The sequence below is a fragment of the Streptococcus sp. 151470009-6 genome, from assembly GCF_053628175.1.
Genome location: NZ_JBSEZF010000006.1, coordinates 77041 through 98224, shown reverse-complemented (window position 1 = coordinate 98224; position 21184 = coordinate 77041). Strand labels below are relative to the sequence as shown.

Genomic DNA, 21184 nt, shown 5'->3' with positions numbered 1-21184 from the left:
ACCATAAAGTACTTTTCCTGACTAGTTTGTTTTACGCTTTCAAGAGAGGGTTAAGCCAATTCTAAGCTAGTCTTACAATCAGATTGAACTATGAAATTACGAATAATTCCACCCTTTCCTCTCTTTCTTCTACTATTTTAAGAAAAAACAACAGCAAATATGTATCTTGCTAAAAAGCTCTTGACAAATGCTAAACGACCATTAGAATGGGAAGTGAGGAGATAAATAGAAACAAATTAAACGGGACTGCTTCACAAAATGTAAGCGGTTTCTAATAAACAAAGGAGGGTTTTATGAAAAAACACTTTTGGGAGAAATCCTGTCGCTATAGCATCCGCAAACTAACGGTTGGGGCTGCTTCTGTTTTGCTGGGAGCTGTTTTTCTATCTAGTCATACAGTCTCTGCTGATGGTATTGAAGTGCAGCAAAGTGACCCAAGTATTGTCGAGACTACTATTAAACCTGATAGTGGATCAGAGCAGATTGAACCGACCGAGACCGCTAAACCAGCTCTAGTTGAGACTCCAAGTACCGAAAGCAAACCAGCCGAGGAGACTCAGCCTACAAGTAGTCAAGCTAGTAGTGAAGCTGTTATAGACTCAAAAGAAAACAAGGAGAGCGAGAAGACAGAACTGCCAGTGACAAAGCAAGAAAACTATCAACTCAACTACAATCAACCAACACCCCCTTCCTATGATGGATGGGAAAAACAAGCTCTCCCAGTCGGAAACGGAGAAATGGGAGCCAAGGTCTTTGGTCTAATTGGTGAAGAAAGAATCCAGTATAACGAAAAGACTCTCTGGTCTGGAGGTCCCCAACCCGATAGCACCGACTATAATGGTGGGAACTACAAGGATCGCTACAAGGTCTTGGCGGAGATTCGTAAAGCTCTCGAAGATGGAGATCGCCAAAAAGCCAAACAACTGGCTGAACAAAATCTAGTCGGACCAAACAACGCCCAGTATGGACGTTACCTAGCCTTTGGTGATATTTTTATGGTCTTCAATAACCAGAAAAAGGGGTTGGATACAGTAACAGATTATCACCGCGGTTTGGATATCACAGAGGCTACTACAACCACTTCTTACACCCAAGATGGGACGACCTTCAAACGCGAAACCTTCTCCAGCTATCCTGATGATGTCACCGTGACCCACTTGACTAAAAAAGGAAATAAGACGCTTGACTTTACCCTTTGGAACAGCTTGACAGAGGACTTGCTTGCTAATGGTGACTACTCTTGGGAATATTCCAACTATAAGAACGGTCATGTTACTACAGATGAACATGGAATCCTTCTAAAAGGAACTGTCAAAGATAACGGTCTCAAATTTGCATCCTATCTAGGAATTAAAACAGACGGAACAGTCACTGTTCAGAATGAGACTCTAACCGTCACAGGTGCAAGCTATGCGACCCTCTATCTCAGCGCCAAGACTAATTTTGCTCAAAATCCAAAAACCAATTATCGAAAAGACATTGATCTCGAAAAAACGGTTAAAGGGATTGTAGAAGCAGCTAAGACCAAAGACTACGAGACACTTAAAAAAGACCATATCAAGGACTATCAAAGTCTCTTTAACCGCGTTAAACTAAACCTAGGTGGAAACAAGACTGCTCAAACAACGAAAGAGGCCCTTCAAGGCTATAACCCAGAAAAAGGGCAAAAATTGGAAGAACTCTTCTTCCAATACGGACGTTATTTATTGATCAGTTCGTCTCGTGATCGGACAGATGCCCTTCCTGCCAACCTCCAAGGAGTCTGGAATGCCGTAGACAATCCACCTTGGAACGCTGACTACCACCTCAATGTCAATTTGCAAATGAACTATTGGCCTGCCTATATGAGCAATCTGGCTGAAACTGCCAAGCCAATGATCAATTACATTGACAACATGCGCTACTACGGACGTATCGCTGCCAAAGAATACGCTGGAATCGAATCCAAAGACGGGCAAGAAAATGGTTGGCTGGTCCACACTCAAGCAACTCCATTTGGCTGGACTACTCCAGGCTGGAATTACTATTGGGGTTGGTCGCCAGCTGCTAATGCCTGGATGATGCAGAACGTTTATGACTACTACAAATTCACCAAGGATGAGACTTATCTCAAAGAAAAGATCTATCCTATGTTGAAAGAGACTGCCAAGTTCTGGAACTCCTTCTTGCACTACGACAAAGAAAGCGACCGTTGGGTGTCTTCCCCATCCTACTCACCAGAACACGGGACCATCACCATCGGAAATACCTTTGACCAGTCGCTAGTCTGGCAGCTATTCCACGACTACATGGAAGTTGCCAACCATCTGAAAGTCGACCAAGACTTAGTCACAGAGGTTAAGGCTAAATTTGACAAACTAAAACCCCTTCACATCAACAATGAAGGCCGTATCAAGGAATGGTACGAAGAAGACAGCCCGCAATTCACAAATGAAGGGATTGAAAATCACCATCGCCACGTTTCCCATCTAGTTGGGCTCTTCCCTGGTACGCTCTTTAGCAAAGATCAAGCTGAATACCTAGAGGCTGCGCGTGCTACCCTCAACCACCGTGGAGATGGTGGTACTGGTTGGTCTAAGGCCAATAAAATCAACCTCTGGGCTCGTCTGCTGGATGGTAACCGTGCCCATCGCTTGCTCGCTGAACAACTCAAGTATTCAACCCTAGAAAATCTTTGGGATACGCACGCGCCTTTCCAAATCGACGGAAACTTTGGAGCAACCAGTGGGATGGCAGAAATGCTCCTCCAATCTCATACAGGCTATATTGCACCATTACCAGCTCTTCCAGATGCCTGGAAAGACGGTCAGGTTTCTGGCTTGGTTGCTCGAGGAAACTTTGAAGTTAGCATGAAGTGGAAAGATAAAAACCTGCAAAGCTTGTCCTTCCTTTCAAATGTCGGTGGAGACTTGGTTGTAGACTATCCAAATATCGAAGCCAGCCAAATCAAGGTCAATAGCAAAGCAGTCAAGGCAACTGTCCTAAAAGATGGCCGCATCCAACTAGCAACACAAAAAGGTGATGTCGTTTCCTTTGAACATTTCCCTGGTCGTGTAACCAGTCTGACAGCAGTTCGACAAAATGGAGTCACTGCCGAACTCATCTTCAACCAAGTAGAAGGCGCTACCCACTATGTCATCCAAAGACAAGTAAAAGATGAATCTGGTCAAACCTCTGCAACTAGAGAATTTGTAACCAATCAAACCCACTTTATCGACCGCTCACTAAATCCTCAACTCGCCTATACCTATACCGTCAAGGCTATGCTGGGAGAAGTTCCTACCCAAGTATCTGAACAGGTCACTGTAGAAACTCCTAGTGAATTGATGGATGATCGGGATAGTCGTATCCAGTACGGAGCCGCCTTTGGAAACTGGGCAGACTCAGAATTATTTGGAGGAACTGAGAAGTATGCGGATCTTTCATACTATGACTATTCAGACGAAGATATCACTGCAACCATTCCTTTCAATGGTGTTGGTATCGAAATCTATGGACTAAAATCGTCTGAACTAGGTCTTGCTACTGCTAAAATTGATGGCAAAGAGGTCGGCGAACTTGATTTCCACACTGCTGGGGCAACTGAAAAAGGTAGCCTCATTGGTCGCTTTACAGGATTGTCAGAAGGACCTCATACATTGACTCTTAGCGTTAAACGTGAGCACAAGGGACGTGGAAGTGAACGCTCGAAAATTTCCTTAGACTACTTTAAGGTCCTATCTGGAAAAGGAAGTACGATTGAAAAAATGGATGACCGTGATTCGCGCATCCAGTATGGTTCCCAGTTTAAGGACTGGTCTGACCCGGAACTCTACGGAGGTACGGAAAAATACGCTGATATCAACAATAGCGACTCTAGTGCAGCTTCAGAAGCTCAGGCAACCATTTCCTTTACAGGAACAGGTATTCGTATCTATGGTTTGAAGAGCCTTGCCCTTGGACGAGCACGTGTTAAATTAGATGGCAAAGAAATGCCTGCTTTGGATTTCTATACGTCAGGCGCAACTGAAAAGAGAGCCTTTATTGGCGAATTTACAAATCTCACTGACGGTCCGCACACCCTGACATTACGTGTTGACCCAGATTCGCCAGAAGGTCGTAAGAAAATCTCTCTAGACTCCTTTGATATCATCAAAGCTCCAGCTGTTGGTTTAGATAGCCCAAGTATCGCACCTCTTAAGGAAAATGACAAAGAAATTTCCTTAAGCCTACCAGCTGGAGATTGGGAAGCCATCGCAGTGACCTTCCCAGGTGTCAAAGATCCTCTAGTCTTGCGTAAGGTGGATGAAACGCATCTGGTTACCAGTGGAGATCAGACTATCCTATCAATCCAAGACAATCAAGTTCAAATCCCAATCCCTGACGAAACCGATCGCAAAGCTGGAAATGCCATTGAAGCTTATACCATTCAAGGTACTACCACAAGCAGCCCTATCGTAGCCGTCTTTACTAAAAAGGATGAAAAGAAAGTTGATGAGAAGCAACCAACTACAAGCAAGGGGGACGAACCAGCTCCTACTGTAGAGAAACCTGAGTACACTGAAACTATCGGTACTGCAGGGCAAGAGGAACCGCCTACAGTGACAATACCTGAATACACCGAGCCTATCGGAACTGCGGGAGAACAAGAAGCTCCAACAGTTGAAATTCCTGAATACACCGAGCCTATCGGAACGGCAGGAGAACAAGAAGCTCCAACAGTTGAAATTCCTGAATACACCGAACCTATCGGAACAGCAGGGCAAGAAGATGCGCCTACTGTTGAAAAACCTGAGTACACCGAGCCTATCGGAACGGTAGGACAAGAGGAAGCTCCTACTGTTGAAAAACCTGAGTACACTGATCCTATCGGAACTAGTGGGGATCAGGCTGCTCCAACCCTTACCCTTCCTGATTATCCAGTTCGAGTCTTAAAAGATAAGGAAACCGGAGTGGAAATTATTGGTGGAGTCAGTGACTTAGAAGGAATTTCTCACATCTCTAGCCGACGTGTCCTAGCTCAAGAACTCTTTGGTAAAACCTATGATGCTTACGACCTACAACTTAAAGATCCAACAGATCATAGCTTGCAGCCAAAAGGCTCTGTCTTAGTTCGCTTGCCTATTTCAGCTAGCGTAGAAAAGGTCTATTATATTACTCCGACCAAGGAGTTGCAAGCCCTTGATTTCGATGTTCGAGAAGGAAATGCAGAATTCATCACTAGTCATTTCAGTACCTATGCTGTCGTCTATCAAGCTGCTGGAACAACCCCTAGTACAGATGAAAAACCAAGTGCTTCAAATGCAGAAACCTTGGCACACGAGGCTGAACAACTTTCAGCTAGTCCGAGTCTTGCTAAAGCTGGAAATCATTATCCTAAAGAACAACTTCCAGCAACAGGAGAAGCATCTAATCCACTCCTCTTCTTAGCAGGCCTCAGCCTAGCCCTCACAGCCACTTTTATGTTAAAAGGGAGAAAGGATGACTCCAACTAACCTTTAAGCACACAAAAACAGGATGAAGATCACCTTCATCCTGTTTTATTTTGTAATCAAAAGTTAGTTTTACAGCAGGTATAAAACAGCTAGGGTCAAGAGACTTGCTAGAAGCCCAACTCCCCAAAAGAAGAAGTCAACCTTCCACTCACTCCAAGGATTGCCCTTGCCTGAGAATCCTCCAAGTTCAAAATGGTGATGGACAGGCGTCATACGGAAAATACGCTTCCCACCACTAAGTTTGAAGTAGGTGACCTGCATCATAACAGAGCTTGTCTCAAAGACATAGATAATCCCAATCAGCAAAAGGGTCCATTCTTGATGAAGAGCCATAGAAATAGCTGCCAGCATCCCACCAAGAGCCAAACTTCCCACATCTCCCATAAAGACCTTGGCAGGTTTGTGGTTAAAGACGAAGAAGCCTAGCAAACCACCAATCATGGCAAGAATCACAAGAAGAATATCCAGTTGATTTTGCATATAAGCAATCACACCGTAGGCCGATAAACTAATCACCACGGAAATACTTGCTAAGCCGTCGATCCCGTCCGTCAGATTCACCGCATTTGAAAAGCCAACTAGCCAGAAAAGGGCAAAGAAGATATAGAAAATACCCAGATGTACTTGGTAGCCAAAGACTGAAAGCATGTCGCCACCACGCTCATAAAAGAGGTAGAAAATCACTCCTCCAAGGAGCTGGAGAGCAAGTTTTTGCTTGGGATTTAAGCCTTCGTTGATCTTACGAAAGACCTTGAGAAAATCATCCAAAAAACCTACCAAACCATACAAAACCAAGATAAACAAAATCATGCCTACATTATTGGTCAATTGTTGGGTAAAGAGAGCGACAAGGAAGCTCACAACAACTGCAACGATCAGGAAGACAAGACCTCCCATGGTTGGAGTTCCAGCTTTTGCTTGGTGTTGCTTGACATCCTCGTGCATCTGCTGACCCGTAATCTGTGCTTTTCGATAAAATCGGATAAAGGCTGGAATACCTATCAAGGTCAATAGAAAGGCTAGAATTCCAGCACTAATGGAACTAATCATCTTAATCTCCTAATGTTACTTTCATTTTTTTAAGGTCTTTGAGAGCCGTATTGGCACGGACACTTTGTTTCTTGACCGTTTTGCCACTACCTTCCCACTCGACTTCTATATTTAGCCATTTGGCAAATGTTTGCACATTTTCATCTGTCCAGCCGTACATATCAGGCATTTCTTCGACCTTATCTGACAGGATCAAGATCTGCTGATTGGCTTCCAAATTATCTCCTTCCGAAACCGAGAGTTCCTTGATCTTGGTTCCTGTTCCGATAACAATTGGTTGGACCAGGTTTCGGCGCAATTCTTCTGCGAGGTCACCCGGCGTAAAGTCCTTGGTAGCAGGCATAGCATAGCTTGTCGTCTTGCTGACCTGATCCAAGCTTTTGGCAGTTGACTGAAGATTGAGGGATTCTTTCATAGCAGAAGCTCGCTCAAGGATTGGGTTGGCAAACTCTCCCAGCTGAACGCCTGAATAATGCTCTGGCTGTTGCACCGTCACATAGAGGATAAAGTCAGGATTTTCTGCAGGATGCATCGACACAACAGAGAAGATATAGTTGGTTTCACCTGTCAGGTAACCCCCATTCTTCTCATCGGCAATCTGAGCAGTCCCTGATTTGAGGGCGACATTCTGACCTGGAACATTGACATTAGGCTTTCCTGTACTGTGGTTGTACATGGTACCATAGACAGGATCTGTTCCGACCATGACCATGTGGTCTCGAGTAGAGGACGCTGCCGCTTTTGATACAGGATTTCCGACGATTTCCTTTTGAGACTTACGAACAGACTGGTCATTCGGGTCATAGAGGGCGCTGATAAATTTCGGCTCCAACATAACCCCATCATTGGCGATGGCTGTAAAGGCACGAAGCATCTGGGTCTGGGTGACAGAGATCCCTTGTCCAAATGAACTCTGAGCAATATTGACAATGTTATCAGCAGGCAATTGACCTGTGTACTCATCTGCCAGACCAAAACGGGTCGGTACTCCAAACTTAAAGCGATTCAAGTAGTCCAGCCAGGTTGCATCTCCCATCTTTTGCTCAAGCAAGGTCATTCCGATATTACTTGAGTGGGCAAATCCTTGAGAGAAGGTCATGGTGCCACCACTAGTCAAACCTTCATTGACGTCCCAGTCTCGAATGGTCGCATCTGCTATTTTCAATTCACTACTGTTAAAGTATTCACCACCAGGGAAGGTATTGTTATCAATGGCTGAAGCCAACATCATCACTTTCATGGTGGACCCTGGCTCGTAGTTACTTTGATAAAGAATATCTCGCCAGACAAAGTCTTTCGTAATACCATCCTTGGTATCGGCATTGAAGGTCGGACGTTGGGTCGTAGCAAGGATTTCCCCTGTTTTAGCGCTGACCAAGGTAGCCGTCATATACTTGCCTTTTACCTTTTCCTGGAAGGCATCCATCTGGGTTTCCATAAAGGATTGCAAAGGACTAGAAAGGGTCGTGTACACATCCTTTCCGTCTACCATGTGTTGGGAAGCCTGCTCCGTACCCGGAACAATATTTCCTAGACGATCCTTCTCATAGGTGATAATCCCATCTGTACCTGCAAGAATGCTATTTAAAGAACTCTCCAAACCAGATGACCCAATCAAACGCTTGGTTCCATCCTCATTTTCATGGAGTTGCGCTAAACCGATAAAGGAAGAAGCAAACTGTCCATTGGGATAACTGCGGTTAGGGCTAGTTGTAAAGTCAACCCCCTCAACCCCAGCTGTTTTGAGGTCATTTTTAATGGCCATCATATTGGCATAGGTGATCCCATTTCCCTTGGCTCCAAAAGATACCTGTTTCAGATCTGGTTGAGAAAGCTGTTCTTTGACATAAGACTCCTCCATATCCAGATACTTATGGAAAATTTCAGCTACCTTATTAAATTGAGAATCCTCTACATAGAGGATTTTACCAGTTGCTGACTTGTAGTTCTTGTCAATAACGGCATAGATATTATAAGAAGTCGCATCCTCTGCAATAGGCGCTCCATTTCGATCATAAATGGTTCCCCGTTTTGCAGGAATCGTCTTGGTTGTTTGGTGAACCTTTTTGGCCTCTTGAACCAAATCCTTACCAAATTTACTACCCGTTCCGATAATGACCGCAAAGTTCACCAAAAAGACAGCGAAGAGTATGACAGCCAGTAAACTCAGGCTTTTTCCTACTCTTCGGCGGTTTTCTTCTGGAGATTTGCGATTACGAACGGCATAACGGATGATTTTTTCTTTCCACTGTTTCATATCTTACTCCGCCGCTCGGATATTTTCGTTATTCAGCTGCAAATCCTTGGAGTTTGCAATCTCTTTCAGACGTTCTGAACGAATCAATTCATTGACCTCTTGCTTGGCATCGTCTAGCTCGGTTTTCTTTTCTTCGATTTGAGCATTGACCTTAGTTAATTCATTCTGAACTTGTAATAGCTTGGTTTGCATAAACACAACACTAATTGCCAGAATAATCATTGTTGCAGCAATCGAAACATAGAAGGCCTTTTCCACACGTGAAAAACCCTTAAACTTCGTTTGCAATAACTGGCTTGTTTTTTCGATTCTTTCTGCCATGTTTTTCCTCTTACTTGTGAATTTTTCTAGCCACGCGCAACTTGGCTGAATGCGAACGGTTGTTAGCTTCTAGCTCTTCGGTACTTGGCAAGATTGGCTTACGGGATACCAATTCCATCTTAGGCTTAAGATCGTCTGGAATGAAGGGCAAGCCTTTCGGAACTTCCACTGTTGACGCTTCCTTAAACAACTGTTTGGTCAAGCGGTCTTCCAGCGAATGGAAGGTAATGACCGAGATTCTCCCATCCAGAGCCAGCATGTCCATGGCCTGCTGGATAGACTCATCAGCTGCCCCCAGCTCATCATTGACTTCGATTCGGATAGCCTGGAAAATCTGCTTGGCAGGGTGTCCCTTTTTCTTGAGCTCCTTGGCAGGTTTGGCAGACTTGATAATCTCTGCCAACTCAGTCGTCGTCTCGATTGGTTTCACTTCACGCGCCTGCTCAATCTTGCGGGCAATCTGTTTAGAAAACTTATCCTCTCCATATTTGAAAAAGATCCGAACCAAGTCATGATAGTCATAATGATTGACAACTTCATAGGCCGTCAGACGAGCTTCCTGATTCATCCTCATGTCCAGTGGGGCATCTTTTTTATAAGAAAAACCACGCTCACGCTGATCCAACTGAGGACTGGACACTCCCAAGTCATAACAAATTCCATCAATTTCCTGAACACCAGCTTCGAGCAAACGTGCCTGCAAATGACGGAAGTTATCCTTGATAAAGGTTACCATCCCCTTTTCGATATAGGGTGCCAACCGTTTTTGCGCGTTGTCAATAGCATTCTGGTCCTGGTCAAAGGCATAGAGATGCCCTTTTTCGCTCAATTTACTTAATAAATATTCGCTATGGCCTGCTCCACCCAAGGTCGCATCAACATAGATACCGTCAGGTTTCACGTCTAGCATATCAATCGTTTCATGAAGCAAGACCGTTACATGATGAAATTCTTTTGTCATATCTTATCTATTTTACCACAAATCTAACCAGCTTGCACTTGTCAGACAAGGCTAAGTTTCTTCGAAAAAAATTCCCCAAAAAATGTCATATATACTTGACACTCTATCTCCAAAAGAATATAATATAGTCAAATATATGCGACATATCAAAAAGGAGACCCTATGAATCGTGTCAAAGAATTCCGCAAGGAACTGGGCATTTCTCAGCTCGATCTCGCCAAAGATATCGGTGTCTCGAGACAGACCATCAACATGATTGAAAATGACAAGTACAATCCAACTCTGGAACTCTGTCTCAATCTCGCCCGCAGCCTCCAAACTGACCTCAACAGTCTCTTTTGGGAAGACGATTTTTAAAAAAGGAGCAAACAAATGAAAAAAGAAACTCTCACTGACAAACTCATTAAACGCATATACGGTATTTCTGGTCCCCTTGATGAATACAAACGACGCGAAGCTGACCGCATCGGAAATAAAATCTTTGTGATTCTCTTTTACCTCATGACTTTAGGTAATCTTATTCCCTTTGTCCTTGCTTATAAATACCCGCAAATTGTCGCTATCGGCTATCCTATCGTGGTGTTTGGCATTTCGATGATTTCTGCTCTCTATGTGGTCTCCCAAACCAAGAAAACGGGCATCACAGCTATTGATCCCGAAATGCTGAACCAAAAAGAAAGTAAACAGCTACATTTTTCGGGGCTAAAATCCGGTCTAATCTACGGAATAGCGATATTTTTTATAATACCATTCATCGATACCCTAACAAGTGAAAATCCAAATTTCATCCGTTCTCTTCTGAATACAAAACATATTTTAAAAACTATACTGGGAGCTTTCTTTTTCGGACTGATGATGCAAATTGTCGTCACTCTTCGCATTCAAAAAGCCAAGGAAGACCAGGACGACGATTAGGAGGAAACTTATGAAATCACTAGCTAGACTACTGATCAGTCATGTTTTTATCAGTATTTTCCTCACCATCGCCCTTATCTCAGGAGCTATATCTCATACCGTTTTAATACTCTTACTCCTCTTTATTCCTGCGATAAATAAAGGATTTGAGAAAATTCAATCAAAACGGATACCTGTCCTCAACGCTGCCCTTTTCTTCCTCCTTATATCCTTTCCACAACTTTTAACAAATCCTATGGATTGGAGATACCTGGTATTTCTAATAATCTGTATCATTTCGAGTTTGGTCTACTTCTATACTCTCTATCAACTCTTTAAAGAAATCAATCAAAAATCGCTCATTTAGGAGATTACTCCCATGAAAAAAGAAGATCTCACCACTCGCTTACTCAAACTATTCTTTCACATACAAGGTCCCTTTGATGAATGCCGCCAAGAGATAATCTACAGGGCTTGTGCCCGTACCTTGATCCAAATCGTTTACTCCTCTCTCCTACTCTTCTTGTTCTATCTCCTATTTGGACGCTTCATAGAGTTGGTGCGAGATGCCATGCCCTACCTCTATTTTGGACTTATCTTCATCCTCTCATCTAGGGCGAGACTAGCAGTTCGCGACTTACATTTGGACAAGGATGACCCGTCCGAAATCCATCACAAAAGCTACAGCAAAAGCCAAATTAAAGTTCGTAGTTGGGGTGTATTTCTCAGCATTCAGCTTGGTCTCTTCCTCTTACTAGTCTTTCATAAACTCTTTGTTCAACATCTCCCCCTTGACACCTTTTGGGAAAATCTCTTCCAAATTGAAAGATTGCTACCTTTGCTAGCATGTGGCCTTGGGACTGGGGCAATCTTTGGAACCATGACCTACGCCTTTTTATCGGAACACGAGGTGAAACACTCTGAATCAGGAATGCATAAGGAGAATATAGAAAAATGACCAGTATATATGATTTTTCCGTTTTAAACCAAAACAACCAAGCAACTCCCCTGGAGAGCTATCGTGGCAAGGTTCTCTTGATTGTCAACACTGCTACTGGATGTGGCTTAACGCCCCAGTACCAAGGGCTCCAAGAACTCTATGAACGCTATCAAGATCAGGGCTTTGAAATCTTAGATTTCCCTTGCAATCAGTTCATGGGACAAGCACCCGGCAGCGCAGAGGAAATCAATAGCTTCTGCAGCCTTCACTATCAGACCACTTTCCCTCGCTTTGCCAAGATCAAGGTCAACGGCAAGGAAGCAGATCCTCTTTATGTTTGGCTAAAAGACCAGAAATCTGGCCCGCTAGGAAAACGAATCGAATGGAATTTTGCTAAGTTTCTCATTGGCCGAGATGGGCAAGTCCTTGAGCGCTTCTCTTCCAAAACAGACCCCCAAACCATCCAAGAGTCTCTTCAAAAAATACTTTAATTTCTTTTTAAAACGTATCCTTTCATTTAGTTTGAGCCATGAAAGGATGCGTTTTTTCTTTAAAAAGTAACTGATTTTCTTTAATTTATATTTATTTTTTTGCTTTTTGCTATTGCAATTCTTTCATTAATTTAGTATATTTGTTATATTAAAAGTTTTCAGTCATTTTAAGGGAGAAATGACCTTTTAAATTTTTTTATCTTAAAATGAAAGCGCTTTATAAACAGGAGGTAGGGTGGCTTACAAATTATCAGAGAATTGATTTATCGTAAAATATAGATGCAACCAAGTTAAGCTTGGGCTCGGGTAGTAGCTGACTGCCTTTCTAAAAACTAGGAGTATATTATGAATAGATACCTTTTTGAAAAAGGGCAAACTTTTAGCATTCGGAAGTTAACTGTGGGCGTAGCATCTGTTATCGTCGGACTGGCGTTTTTTGCTTCTGGAACCGTACATGCAGACGAAACGTCTCCTACCGCAACATCCAATTTAGATCAGCAAATTGAACAAGTCGCAGATCTAGAGGAAAGCAAGGCTGAACCAGTCAAAGAAGAAGGTCGAGTAGAGACTGAAAAACAAGAAACACCTGCTGCCGATACCAGCAGTGCTGATTTGCTCCCTGAAGAAATTCAAGACCGTGCCTATCCAGACACACCTGTCAAAGAACTCGACACGACAACTATCGTTGACCAGAAAGCTAGTCCAAGAGTAGAAACTAAGAGCATTCTAAAGGACAAGGAAGAAGCTCCAAAAGAAGCTGAGAATGGAAACCGTGCTATTATAAAAGGTGGAGAAGATCTCAAACATATCAACTACGAGGGACAACCTGCTACTGCTGCTACTATGGTTTACAGTACTTACAATGCAGGAGAGCAACGCTACCTCGTTTCAGGATCTGGTATCTTTGTTGCACCTAATTTGATTCTTACCGTTGCTCATAACTTCCTAGAAGCAAATAAAGAAACTGGCGAAGGTCACATTCGTGGTGGAAAATCTGCCCAGTTCTACTATAACGTTGGTTCAAACAGCGAAAAGAAAAACTCACTTCCATCTTCTGGAACTACGGTTTTATTTAGAGAAAAGGACATCCATTTCTGGAACAAGAAGGAGTTTGGAAAAGGCTATAAAAACGACCTTGCTCTTGTAGAAGCTCCTATTCCTCTTCCAATTGCTAGTCCAAACAAAGCAGCAACCTTTGCACCTTTAGCGGAGCACAAGACGCATCAACCAGGAGAAGCCATTAGTACGATTGGCTACCCAACAGACTCGAGCTCAAAAGAGCTGAAACAGCCTATCCTAGCTGGCCAACTTTACAAGGCAGATGGGACTATCCGATCTGTTGAGTCCTATGATGATAAGGGAACGACCGGTATCACCTACCAAACCACTTCTGTATCTGGTTTGTCTGGTGGTGGGATTGTAGATAGCCAAGGAAAAGTTCTCGGTGTTCACCAACACGGAACCGTTGACAATGGTGTTCCTGAAAAGGATCGCTTTGGTGGCGGACTCGTCCTTTCACCTGAACAGCTGAAATGGGTTAAGGACATGATTGCCAAATATGGTGTGAAAGGCTGGTACCAAGGAGACAACGGAAATCGTTACTACTTTACCGATGAAGGACGTATGCTTCGGAATGAGAAAGCTGTTATCGGAAGCAACGAATATTCCTTCAACCAAGATGGGATTGCTACCTTGACCAAGGGAGTTGAATACGGTCGTGTGGTTATTCAACACGAAGACGAAGAAGGAAATCTTGTCAAAGATAACGACACCTTTATCGAACAGACAGCTGTTGATTCTCCATTTGACTACAATTTCAAAAAAGAAATCGAGAAAACGGACTTCTATCAGAAGAATAAAGATAAATACGAAATTGTATCCATTGATGGTGTAGCAATCAATAAACAACTAAAAGATACTTGGACTGAAGATCACAATGTTGTCAGCAAAGCGCCTGCCGGTACACGTATCATCAAGGTAGTCTATAAAGTCAACAAAGGCACCTTCAAAGTTTACTACCGTCAAAAAGGAACCACTACTGAACTAGCGGAAGCGACAGTTGATAACAATGACGGTCAAGAGTATGACGTTTCCTTTGTCAACACCTTCCATGCAAAAGACATTGCTGGCTACCGTCCGGTTAAGGCTAGCTTGGAAGCAAGAATCCAGCAAAAAGGGGTGAATGAGGTCGTCTTTGAATACGAGCCAATCGCTGATACAGCCAATCCAACGACTCCGACTCCACCAGTCGCTCATCCAGAAGATAAGGAAACTGAGATTGGCAACCATGGACCTCTTCCAAGCAAGGCCCAACTTGATTACCACAAGGAAGAATTGGCAGCCTTCATCCACTATGGAATGAACACCTATACCAATTCTGAATGGGGAAATGGGAAAGAAGACCCTCGATACTTCAATCCAACCAACTTGGATACAGACCAATGGATTCGCACCCTGAAGGAAACTGGCTTCAAACGAACCATTATGGTTGTTAAACACCACGACGGTTTCGTTGCTTACCCTTCTAAGTATACGGATCATACTGTAGCTGCCAGCCCATGGAAAGATGGAAAGGGTGACCTTCTCGAAGAAGTTTCCAAGTCTGCCAGCAAGTACGACATGAATATGGGTGTTTACTTGTCACCATGGGATGCCAATCATCCAAAATACCATGTTGCAACCGAAAAAGAATACAACCAATACTATCTCAACCAACTGAAAGAAATCCTTGGAAATCCGAAATACGGAAATAAAGGGAAATTTATCGAGGTTTGGATGGACGGTGCGCGTGGTAGCGGTGCCCAAAAAGTCACTTATACCTTTGATGAATGGTTCAAATACATCAAAGAAGCTGAAGGAGATATTGCCATCTTCTCTGCTCAACCGACAAGCGTTCGCTGGATCGGAAATGAACGTGGTATCGCTGGTGACCCTGTTTGGCATAAAGTCAAGAGAGCCAACATCACAGACGATGTGAAAAATGAATACCTCAACCATGGTGACCCTGACGGTGATATGTATTCTGTAGGGGAAGCTGATGTTTCGATCCGCTCGGGCTGGTTCTATCATGACAATCAACAGCCGAAATCACTCAAAGAGTTGATGGATATCTACTTCAAGTCTGTTGGTCGTGGAACCCCACTCCTTCTCAACATTCCACCAAACAAAGAAGGAAAATTTGCAGATGCGGATGTGGCTCGCTTGAAAGAATTCAAAGCAACCCTAGACCAAATGTATGCGACTGACTTTGCCAAAGGGGCCACTGTAACAGCAAGTTCTACTCGTCAGAACCACCTCTATAAAGAAAGTCACCTGACTGACGGTAAAGATGATACTAGCTGGGCGCTCTCAAATGATGCCACAACCGGTAGTTTCACAGTCGATTTAGGGCAAAAGAGACGTTTTGATGTCGTTGAACTCAAGGAAGACATCGCCAAAGGTCAACGTATCTCTGGTTTCAAGATTGAAGTCGAAATCAACGGACGTTGGGTGACTTACGGCGAAGGTTCGACCGTTGGTTACCGTCGCTTGGTTCAAGGCAAGCCTGTAGAGGCACAAAAAATTCGTGTAACCATCACTGGTGCTCAAGCAACTCCAATCTTGACCAACTTCTCAGTCTACAAAACACCAAGCAGCATTGAAAAGACAGATGGCTATCCTCTTGGACTTGAATACCACTCAAACACAACTGCGGATACAGCCGGAACAACTTGGTACAATGAATCTGAAGGTGTTCGTGGCACTTCTATGTGGACCAATCAAAAAGATGCCAAAGCAAGCTATACCTTCACAGGAACCAAGGCCTATGTCGTCTCTACGATCGATCCTGGTCATGGAGAAATGTCCGTCTACGTTGATGGTCAAAAGGTTGCAGATGTGCAAACTAAGAATGCTAGCCGTAAACGTAGCCAAAAAGTCTTTGAGACAGGCGATTTAGCACCAGGCCAACACACTATTACCCTCGTGAACAAAACAGGCGAACCAATTGCTACAGAAGGAATCTACACCCTAAACAATGATAGTAAAGGGATGTTTGAACTCGAGTCTACCAACTACGAAGTCGAAAAAGGAAAACCAGTCACTGTTAAGATTAAGCGTGTTGGTGGAAGCAAGGGGACTGCTACTGTGCGCTTCATCACAGAACCTGGAACTGGGGTTCACGGTAAAGTTTACCAAGATACAACTCAAGATGTGACCTTTAAAGATGGAGAAACAGAAAAGACTGTTACCATCCCAACGATTGACTTTACAGAACAGGCCGACTCTGTCTTTGACTTCAAAGCCAAGCTCACTTCTGTCACTGATGGTGCCCTGCTCGGTTTCGCTACAGATGCAACCATCCAAGTGATGAAAGCTGAATTGCTGGTCAAGGACCAAACAAGTTATGATGACCAAGCTAGTCAGTTGGATTACAGTCCTGGCTGGCACCATGAAACCAATTCGGCAGACAAGTACCAAAAAACAGAGTCTTGGGCTTCCTTTGGTCGCTTAACTGATGAGCAAAAGAAAAAGACAACTGTCACAGCCTACTTCTACGGTACTGGACTTGATATCAAGGGCTATGTCGACCCAAATCATGGTATCTACAAAGTCTTCCTAGATGGCAAAGAAGTTCCTTACCAAGAGGGCATGGGAAATGCGTCGACTATTGATGGTAAGAAATACTTTAGCGGTCACGCTACCCAACGCCAAGGCAATCAAACGCTGGTTAGCCTAAAAGGTCTGGACGAAAACTTGCACGCAGTCACCCTTCAACTCGATCCTGATCGAAACGATTTGTCTCGAAATATCGGTATTCAGGTAGACCAATTTATCACTCGTGGCGAAGGCAGTGAACTCTACAGCAAGGCAGATATCATCCAGTCTATCTCTAAATGGAAAGACGATCTGTCCAACTTTGATCCAGCAGGCTTGAAAAATACGGCTACTGCACGCCAAGCTTTCCAAGCAAATCTAGAAAAATTGAGAAACCAACTCAGTGCTGATGCAGTGGATGTTCAAGAAGTCATGTTGACAGTCAGTGCCCTACAAGATATCCTATCCAAGGATGAGAACTATCAAAGAGGCCAAGAGGAGCCTAGTCCAGCGCAACCGGAAAAACCTGCTCAACCTGATCAGCCTGAGCAACCAGCTGAACCAAAACAACCGGAAATTGAGTATGATAAGGCTATGGACAGCTTGACGAAAGCTATCGAGAAAAAAGTCGCTGAACTTGGATCCAACAATGAAGCTAAGAAGCAATTGTTAGCAATTGCTGACCAAGCCATTGCTGCAATCCAAGAAGCTAAAACTCAGGAAGCAGTCAATCAAGCGCTAGAAACTGCTCTCGAACAAATCAGCAAGCTCCAAGCAACTGAACCTGAAAAGCCTGCTCAACCGGAAACTCCAGCTCAACCGGAACAGCCTGAAAAACCAGTTCAGCCTGAAAAGCCTGCTCAACCTGAGAAACCAGCGCAACCGGAAAAACCAGCTCAGCCTGAAAAACCAACTCAACCGGAAACTCCGGCTCAGCCTGAAAAGCCAGCGCAACCGGAACAACCAACTCAACCTGAGAATCCAGTTCAACCTGAAAAACCTGCTCAACCTGAACAACCGGCTCAACCTGAGAATCCAGTTCAACCTGAAAAACCGGCTCAGCCTGAGAAACCAGTTCAACCGGAAACTCCAGCTCAGCCTGAGAATCCAGTTCAACCGGAAAAACCTGCTCAACCGGAAAAACCAGCGCAACCGGAAACTCCGGCTCAGCCTGAAAAACCGGCTCAACCTGAAAAACCGGCTCAACCTGAAAAACCGGCTCAACCTGAACAACCGGCTCAACCGGAAACTCCAGCGCAACCTGAGAAACCAATTACTTCTTCAAGTCCTGAAGAAGGGGTTAAAGACCTTGTCTTTAAACTTCCAAGCTTAGAAATCGTCAATAAGGTCGTACCGTTTAAGACAATTCATCGCGAAAACCCACAATTAGACAAAGGAAAAGAGCAAGTTCTATCAGAAGGAAAAGACGGTCTCTTAGTCGAGTATGTTGAAGTGGACGGTGACAATCGCAAAGTTCTCCAGACAGAAGCAACTCCAGCTCAAGATCGAGTGATTGAGGTAGGTAGCAAACAAAACTCAGTTGGAACAGAAGCGCCACCAGTTGTGACTCTTCCTGAGTATGTTCTACCAAGAGAGACTGAAAAACCTGCTCCAGCCGTAACAGATAATTCATCATCAAAAGATGAAAAAGCTCCTGTTACAGCTACAGTCAAAGAAGACAAGGAAAGACTACTCCCTGCAACTGGGGAACAAGAAGCAACTGCCTTCCTCTTCTTGGCAGCCATTACTTCTATCTTGTCTCTCCTGATCTTCCAAAAGAATTTCAAAGACTAATAACCCTCTTTGATTGATTCTTTTCCATTATTTCAGTTCCCCCGTTGAGAAGACCATTTGGTCTTCTCTTTTTCTATCTGTAAAATTAAAAAACATCCACAAATATACATGGATGTTTTGGTATGAATCTATAAAGTAAAATGATTATTGAGAATAGGTTTTCTCAAATCCAACTACGATTTCAAATAAACGCTCATCAAAAAAAGAGAGTACCCCTTGCCTTATCTCATCAGAACATCCATCATAAGTTTCTGCAAGAACTCCACAGATATAGGATGATGTTTCGAATTCCAATACCATGAGATTTTCTGATGCTCACAAGCAATCTCCCCTAGATCAGACTTCCCTCTCCCACATCTAGATCTACTGACTACTATTTTTGAGTCCAGCGTATGCATAGATTCGATTTCTGGGACACTCTTTTTCCGTCACCACCCTAAAATAAAAGCGATGCTCCCGCCCATCCTTGGCATTTTCCTTGTTTAAGACAAAGTAGTTCTTCTGATTCATAGCCATGGTGCGTAGTATATCATCGATCAAAAAAGTCAAGGGAACATTCATAGCAGAGTATTTTTGAAAATCCTCTTCAAAGCGGATATAACTATCTGAAAAATAATCCATCTGCAGTTTGTTTTCGTACAAGTCTTTTCTAGTCATACACTCCCTCCTCCCACAGTCGAATTTCGAGGACATCTACTACCTCTACCAGCCTATAGCCCTCATTGGTCCTAATAGATAGAGTTTGAGGTGATAATTCGCTTACCTCACCAATGATCGTGGTTTTCTGCTTCTTTTCCTTGACTACAAAGTATCCCTTTAGTTGCCCGACATAAAGCTGCGAAAGCAAGAGCAACTTCTCAACGGAATTCAAACTCGTCGAAAAAGCAACCCGATTTTTCTCTTCACCAAGTGAACTAGTATGCTCTGAGAGGAAAAAGCCCATCCACTTCTGCATCCCTGAATCTTGATAGTCACGCGCAGATTGAAAGGGTAAATAAGAACGATCAATCATTTTAAACCATCTAATCCTCCAGCAGAATGCCCCCCAATCAGCTTGCTTCTGGCAAGACTCCTAGAGGCTTCTTCCAGTGCATTGGCCTTTAAAAGGGAGGTAAAACCAAATTGTTCCCGAATGGAGTCAATGGCAGTCTGGAGCCTTTCTTCTTTTTCTAACTTGTCAACATCATCAAAGAGGGAGATCAAGCCAAAGGACTCGTCTACAAATCCTGAATAGTTGACTCCGACACTTCTGACCGCTCCAGAAGTATATTTATTATGAAATAGCTTCAAAACATAATCCGTTAAGACAGCTGTATTATTAGTCGGTTCGACCTTCATTTGTGTGTGAATAGACGGCCTAATCTCCTGTTTAGAGAAACCGACATAGATAGAGACAAGGGTTGTTTTCTTTCCCGCCCTTCTCAGCCTAATAGCCACCTGCTCCGCCATTTCTCGGAGAATAATTTCAATATCCCGTAGCTTCACGTAGTCTCTCGGCAAGATTTGAGAATTTCCCAATCCTTGGGACTTGGCTTTATAGGGCTTATGAACATTACTCTCATCAATCCCGTTAGCATGAAACCACAAACGCAGGCCAGCCTGCCCCAGAGCTTTCTTTAGCTGGTCTGGATTACTGGTGGCCAATTCCTTGATAGAAAAAATCCCCAGAGCATGCAAGCGTTTCTCCATCCGTCTACCAATCCCCCAAAAGTCAGTCATCTTGGGAATGGCCCAAACCTTCTCTTCCACGTCTTGGTAAGACCAGTTAGCCCTCATGGTTGGGGTGTGCTTGGCCTCATTATCCAGTGCCAACTTGGCCAGTAAGGGATTGGCATTGGACATGCCCACTGTAGAGTAGATCCCTGTCTGCCTCCAAATATCCCTCTGAATACGAGCAGAAAGCAGATCCAACTTGTCTTTGCGAGAAATCTGCCTGTCTGGGATGAAATAGTTGAGCGAACTAGTCAGGTCAATAAAGCCCTCATCGATAGAGTAGGGATAAATATCATCTGGACTACCGTAGTTTTGAAAGATTCGTTGGATTTCCATATTGACTGCTATGTATTCATCCATCCTAGGTGGTACAATCAAAGTCACTTGGGCCCAATCTTCGATGTAGCGAACATAGTCTGAGTCAGTAGGCAAGCCTTGCTTTCGAGCATTGTAATAAGAAAATTTGCGCGTTTTGATATCAAAAGGCAGATCATAGGCCCGACCAACATTGGACTTGCCAAAAATCTTCTTAAACATGGGGGAGGAGGCTAGGATAAGGCCAGTTGAATTATCCGCGCGACTCATGACACAAAGCGAGGTCTTTAGCGGATGCAACCCCCGTTTCACACACTCAACACTGGCATAAAAAGATTTCATATCGACAAAGGCAATATCACTTTTGGGCTCTCTGGAATAATCAAAGTAGCCCATAGG

Annotated in this window: 14 protein-coding genes; 7 read left to right on the top strand and 7 right to left on the bottom strand. The window is 43.7% G+C overall.

What is annotated here, in order from left to right:
* Positions 1-293: 293 nt before the first annotated feature.
* Positions 294-5474 carry an SIALI-17 repeat-containing surface protein gene (locus ACUW6H_RS08390; RefSeq protein WP_454364082.1) on the top strand — a complete coding sequence of 1727 codons (5181 nt, stop codon included), beginning with the start codon at positions 294-296 and terminating at the stop codon, positions 5472-5474.
* Positions 5475-5543: 69 nt separating this feature from the next.
* On the opposite strand, the gene mraY is transcribed toward ACUW6H_RS08390, so the two are convergent.
* The 4 genes from mraY to rsmH are packed head-to-tail and all read right to left on the bottom strand — an operon-like array spanning position 5544 to position 10063.
* The gene (gene mraY, locus ACUW6H_RS08385) at positions 5544-6524 is read right to left on the bottom strand and encodes a phospho-N-acetylmuramoyl-pentapeptide-transferase (protein ID WP_084880148.1); all 981 of its coding nucleotides are present in this window, start codon (positions 6522-6524) and stop codon (positions 5544-5546) included.
* Position 6525: 1 nt separating this feature from the next.
* Positions 6526-8781 carry a penicillin-binding protein PBP2X gene (pbp2x, locus tag ACUW6H_RS08380; RefSeq protein ID WP_454364080.1) on the bottom strand — a complete coding sequence of 752 codons (2256 nt, stop codon included), beginning with the start codon at positions 8779-8781 and terminating at the stop codon, positions 6526-6528.
* Between the two features lie 3 nt (positions 8782-8784).
* The gene (gene ftsL / locus ACUW6H_RS08375; protein WP_000840795.1) at positions 8785-9102 is read right to left on the bottom strand and encodes a cell division protein FtsL; all 318 of its coding nucleotides are present in this window, start codon (positions 9100-9102) and stop codon (positions 8785-8787) included.
* Positions 9103-9112: 10 nt separating this feature from the next.
* Positions 9113-10063 (bottom strand): 16S rRNA (cytosine(1402)-N(4))-methyltransferase RsmH, encoded by a 951-nt coding sequence (rsmH, locus tag ACUW6H_RS08370; protein ID WP_454364077.1) that lies wholly within the window; start codon positions 10061-10063, stop codon positions 9113-9115.
* Positions 10064-10225: 162 nt separating this feature from the next.
* Here rsmH and ACUW6H_RS08365 point away from each other — a divergent pair, with 162 nt between their 5' ends.
* The 6 genes from ACUW6H_RS08365 (at position 10226) to ACUW6H_RS08340 (ending at position 18757) form a co-directional block, all read left to right on the top strand.
* A complete protein-coding gene (locus tag ACUW6H_RS08365; RefSeq protein WP_001082467.1) occupies positions 10226-10420 on the top strand; it encodes a helix-turn-helix transcriptional regulator in 195 nt (64 codons plus the stop codon).
* Positions 10421-10435: 15 nt separating this feature from the next.
* Complete coding sequence (locus ACUW6H_RS08360; protein WP_454364075.1) at positions 10436-10978, top strand: DUF3278 domain-containing protein; 543 nt, start codon at positions 10436-10438, stop codon at positions 10976-10978.
* A gap of 10 nt (positions 10979-10988) precedes the next feature.
* The gene (locus ACUW6H_RS08355; RefSeq protein WP_454364073.1) at positions 10989-11324 is read left to right on the top strand and encodes a hypothetical protein; all 336 of its coding nucleotides are present in this window, start codon (positions 10989-10991) and stop codon (positions 11322-11324) included.
* Between the two features lie 12 nt (positions 11325-11336).
* Positions 11337-11915, top strand: coding sequence for a DUF3278 domain-containing protein (locus ACUW6H_RS08350; protein WP_454364071.1), 579 nt, complete (start codon positions 11337-11339; stop codon positions 11913-11915).
* A complete protein-coding gene (locus ACUW6H_RS08345; protein WP_220107319.1) occupies positions 11912-12388 on the top strand; it encodes a glutathione peroxidase in 477 nt (158 codons plus the stop codon). Before ACUW6H_RS08350 ends, ACUW6H_RS08345 begins: the two co-directional genes overlap by 4 nt.
* 345 nt (positions 12389-12733) lie before the next feature.
* The gene (locus ACUW6H_RS08340) at positions 12734-18757 is read left to right on the top strand and encodes an alpha-L-fucosidase (RefSeq protein WP_454364069.1); all 6024 of its coding nucleotides are present in this window, start codon (positions 12734-12736) and stop codon (positions 18755-18757) included.
* Between the two features lie 363 nt (positions 18758-19120).
* Here the strand turns inward: ACUW6H_RS08340 and ACUW6H_RS08335 are convergent, their stop codons facing one another.
* Genes ACUW6H_RS08335 through ACUW6H_RS08325 form a run of 3 tightly spaced genes read right to left on the bottom strand, consistent with a single transcriptional unit; the run spans position 19121 to position 21181 of the window.
* Positions 19121-19414 carry a DUF5960 family protein gene (locus ACUW6H_RS08335; RefSeq protein ID WP_454364067.1) on the bottom strand — a complete coding sequence of 98 codons (294 nt, stop codon included), beginning with the start codon at positions 19412-19414 and terminating at the stop codon, positions 19121-19123.
* The gene (locus ACUW6H_RS08330) at positions 19407-19769 is read right to left on the bottom strand and encodes a hypothetical protein (protein WP_096406040.1); all 363 of its coding nucleotides are present in this window, start codon (positions 19767-19769) and stop codon (positions 19407-19409) included. Before ACUW6H_RS08330 ends, ACUW6H_RS08335 begins: the two co-directional genes overlap by 8 nt.
* The gene (locus ACUW6H_RS08325) at positions 19766-21181 is read right to left on the bottom strand and encodes a Y-family DNA polymerase (protein ID WP_454364065.1); all 1416 of its coding nucleotides are present in this window, start codon (positions 21179-21181) and stop codon (positions 19766-19768) included. Before ACUW6H_RS08325 ends, ACUW6H_RS08330 begins: the two co-directional genes overlap by 4 nt.
* Positions 21182-21184: the final 3 nt, after the last annotated feature.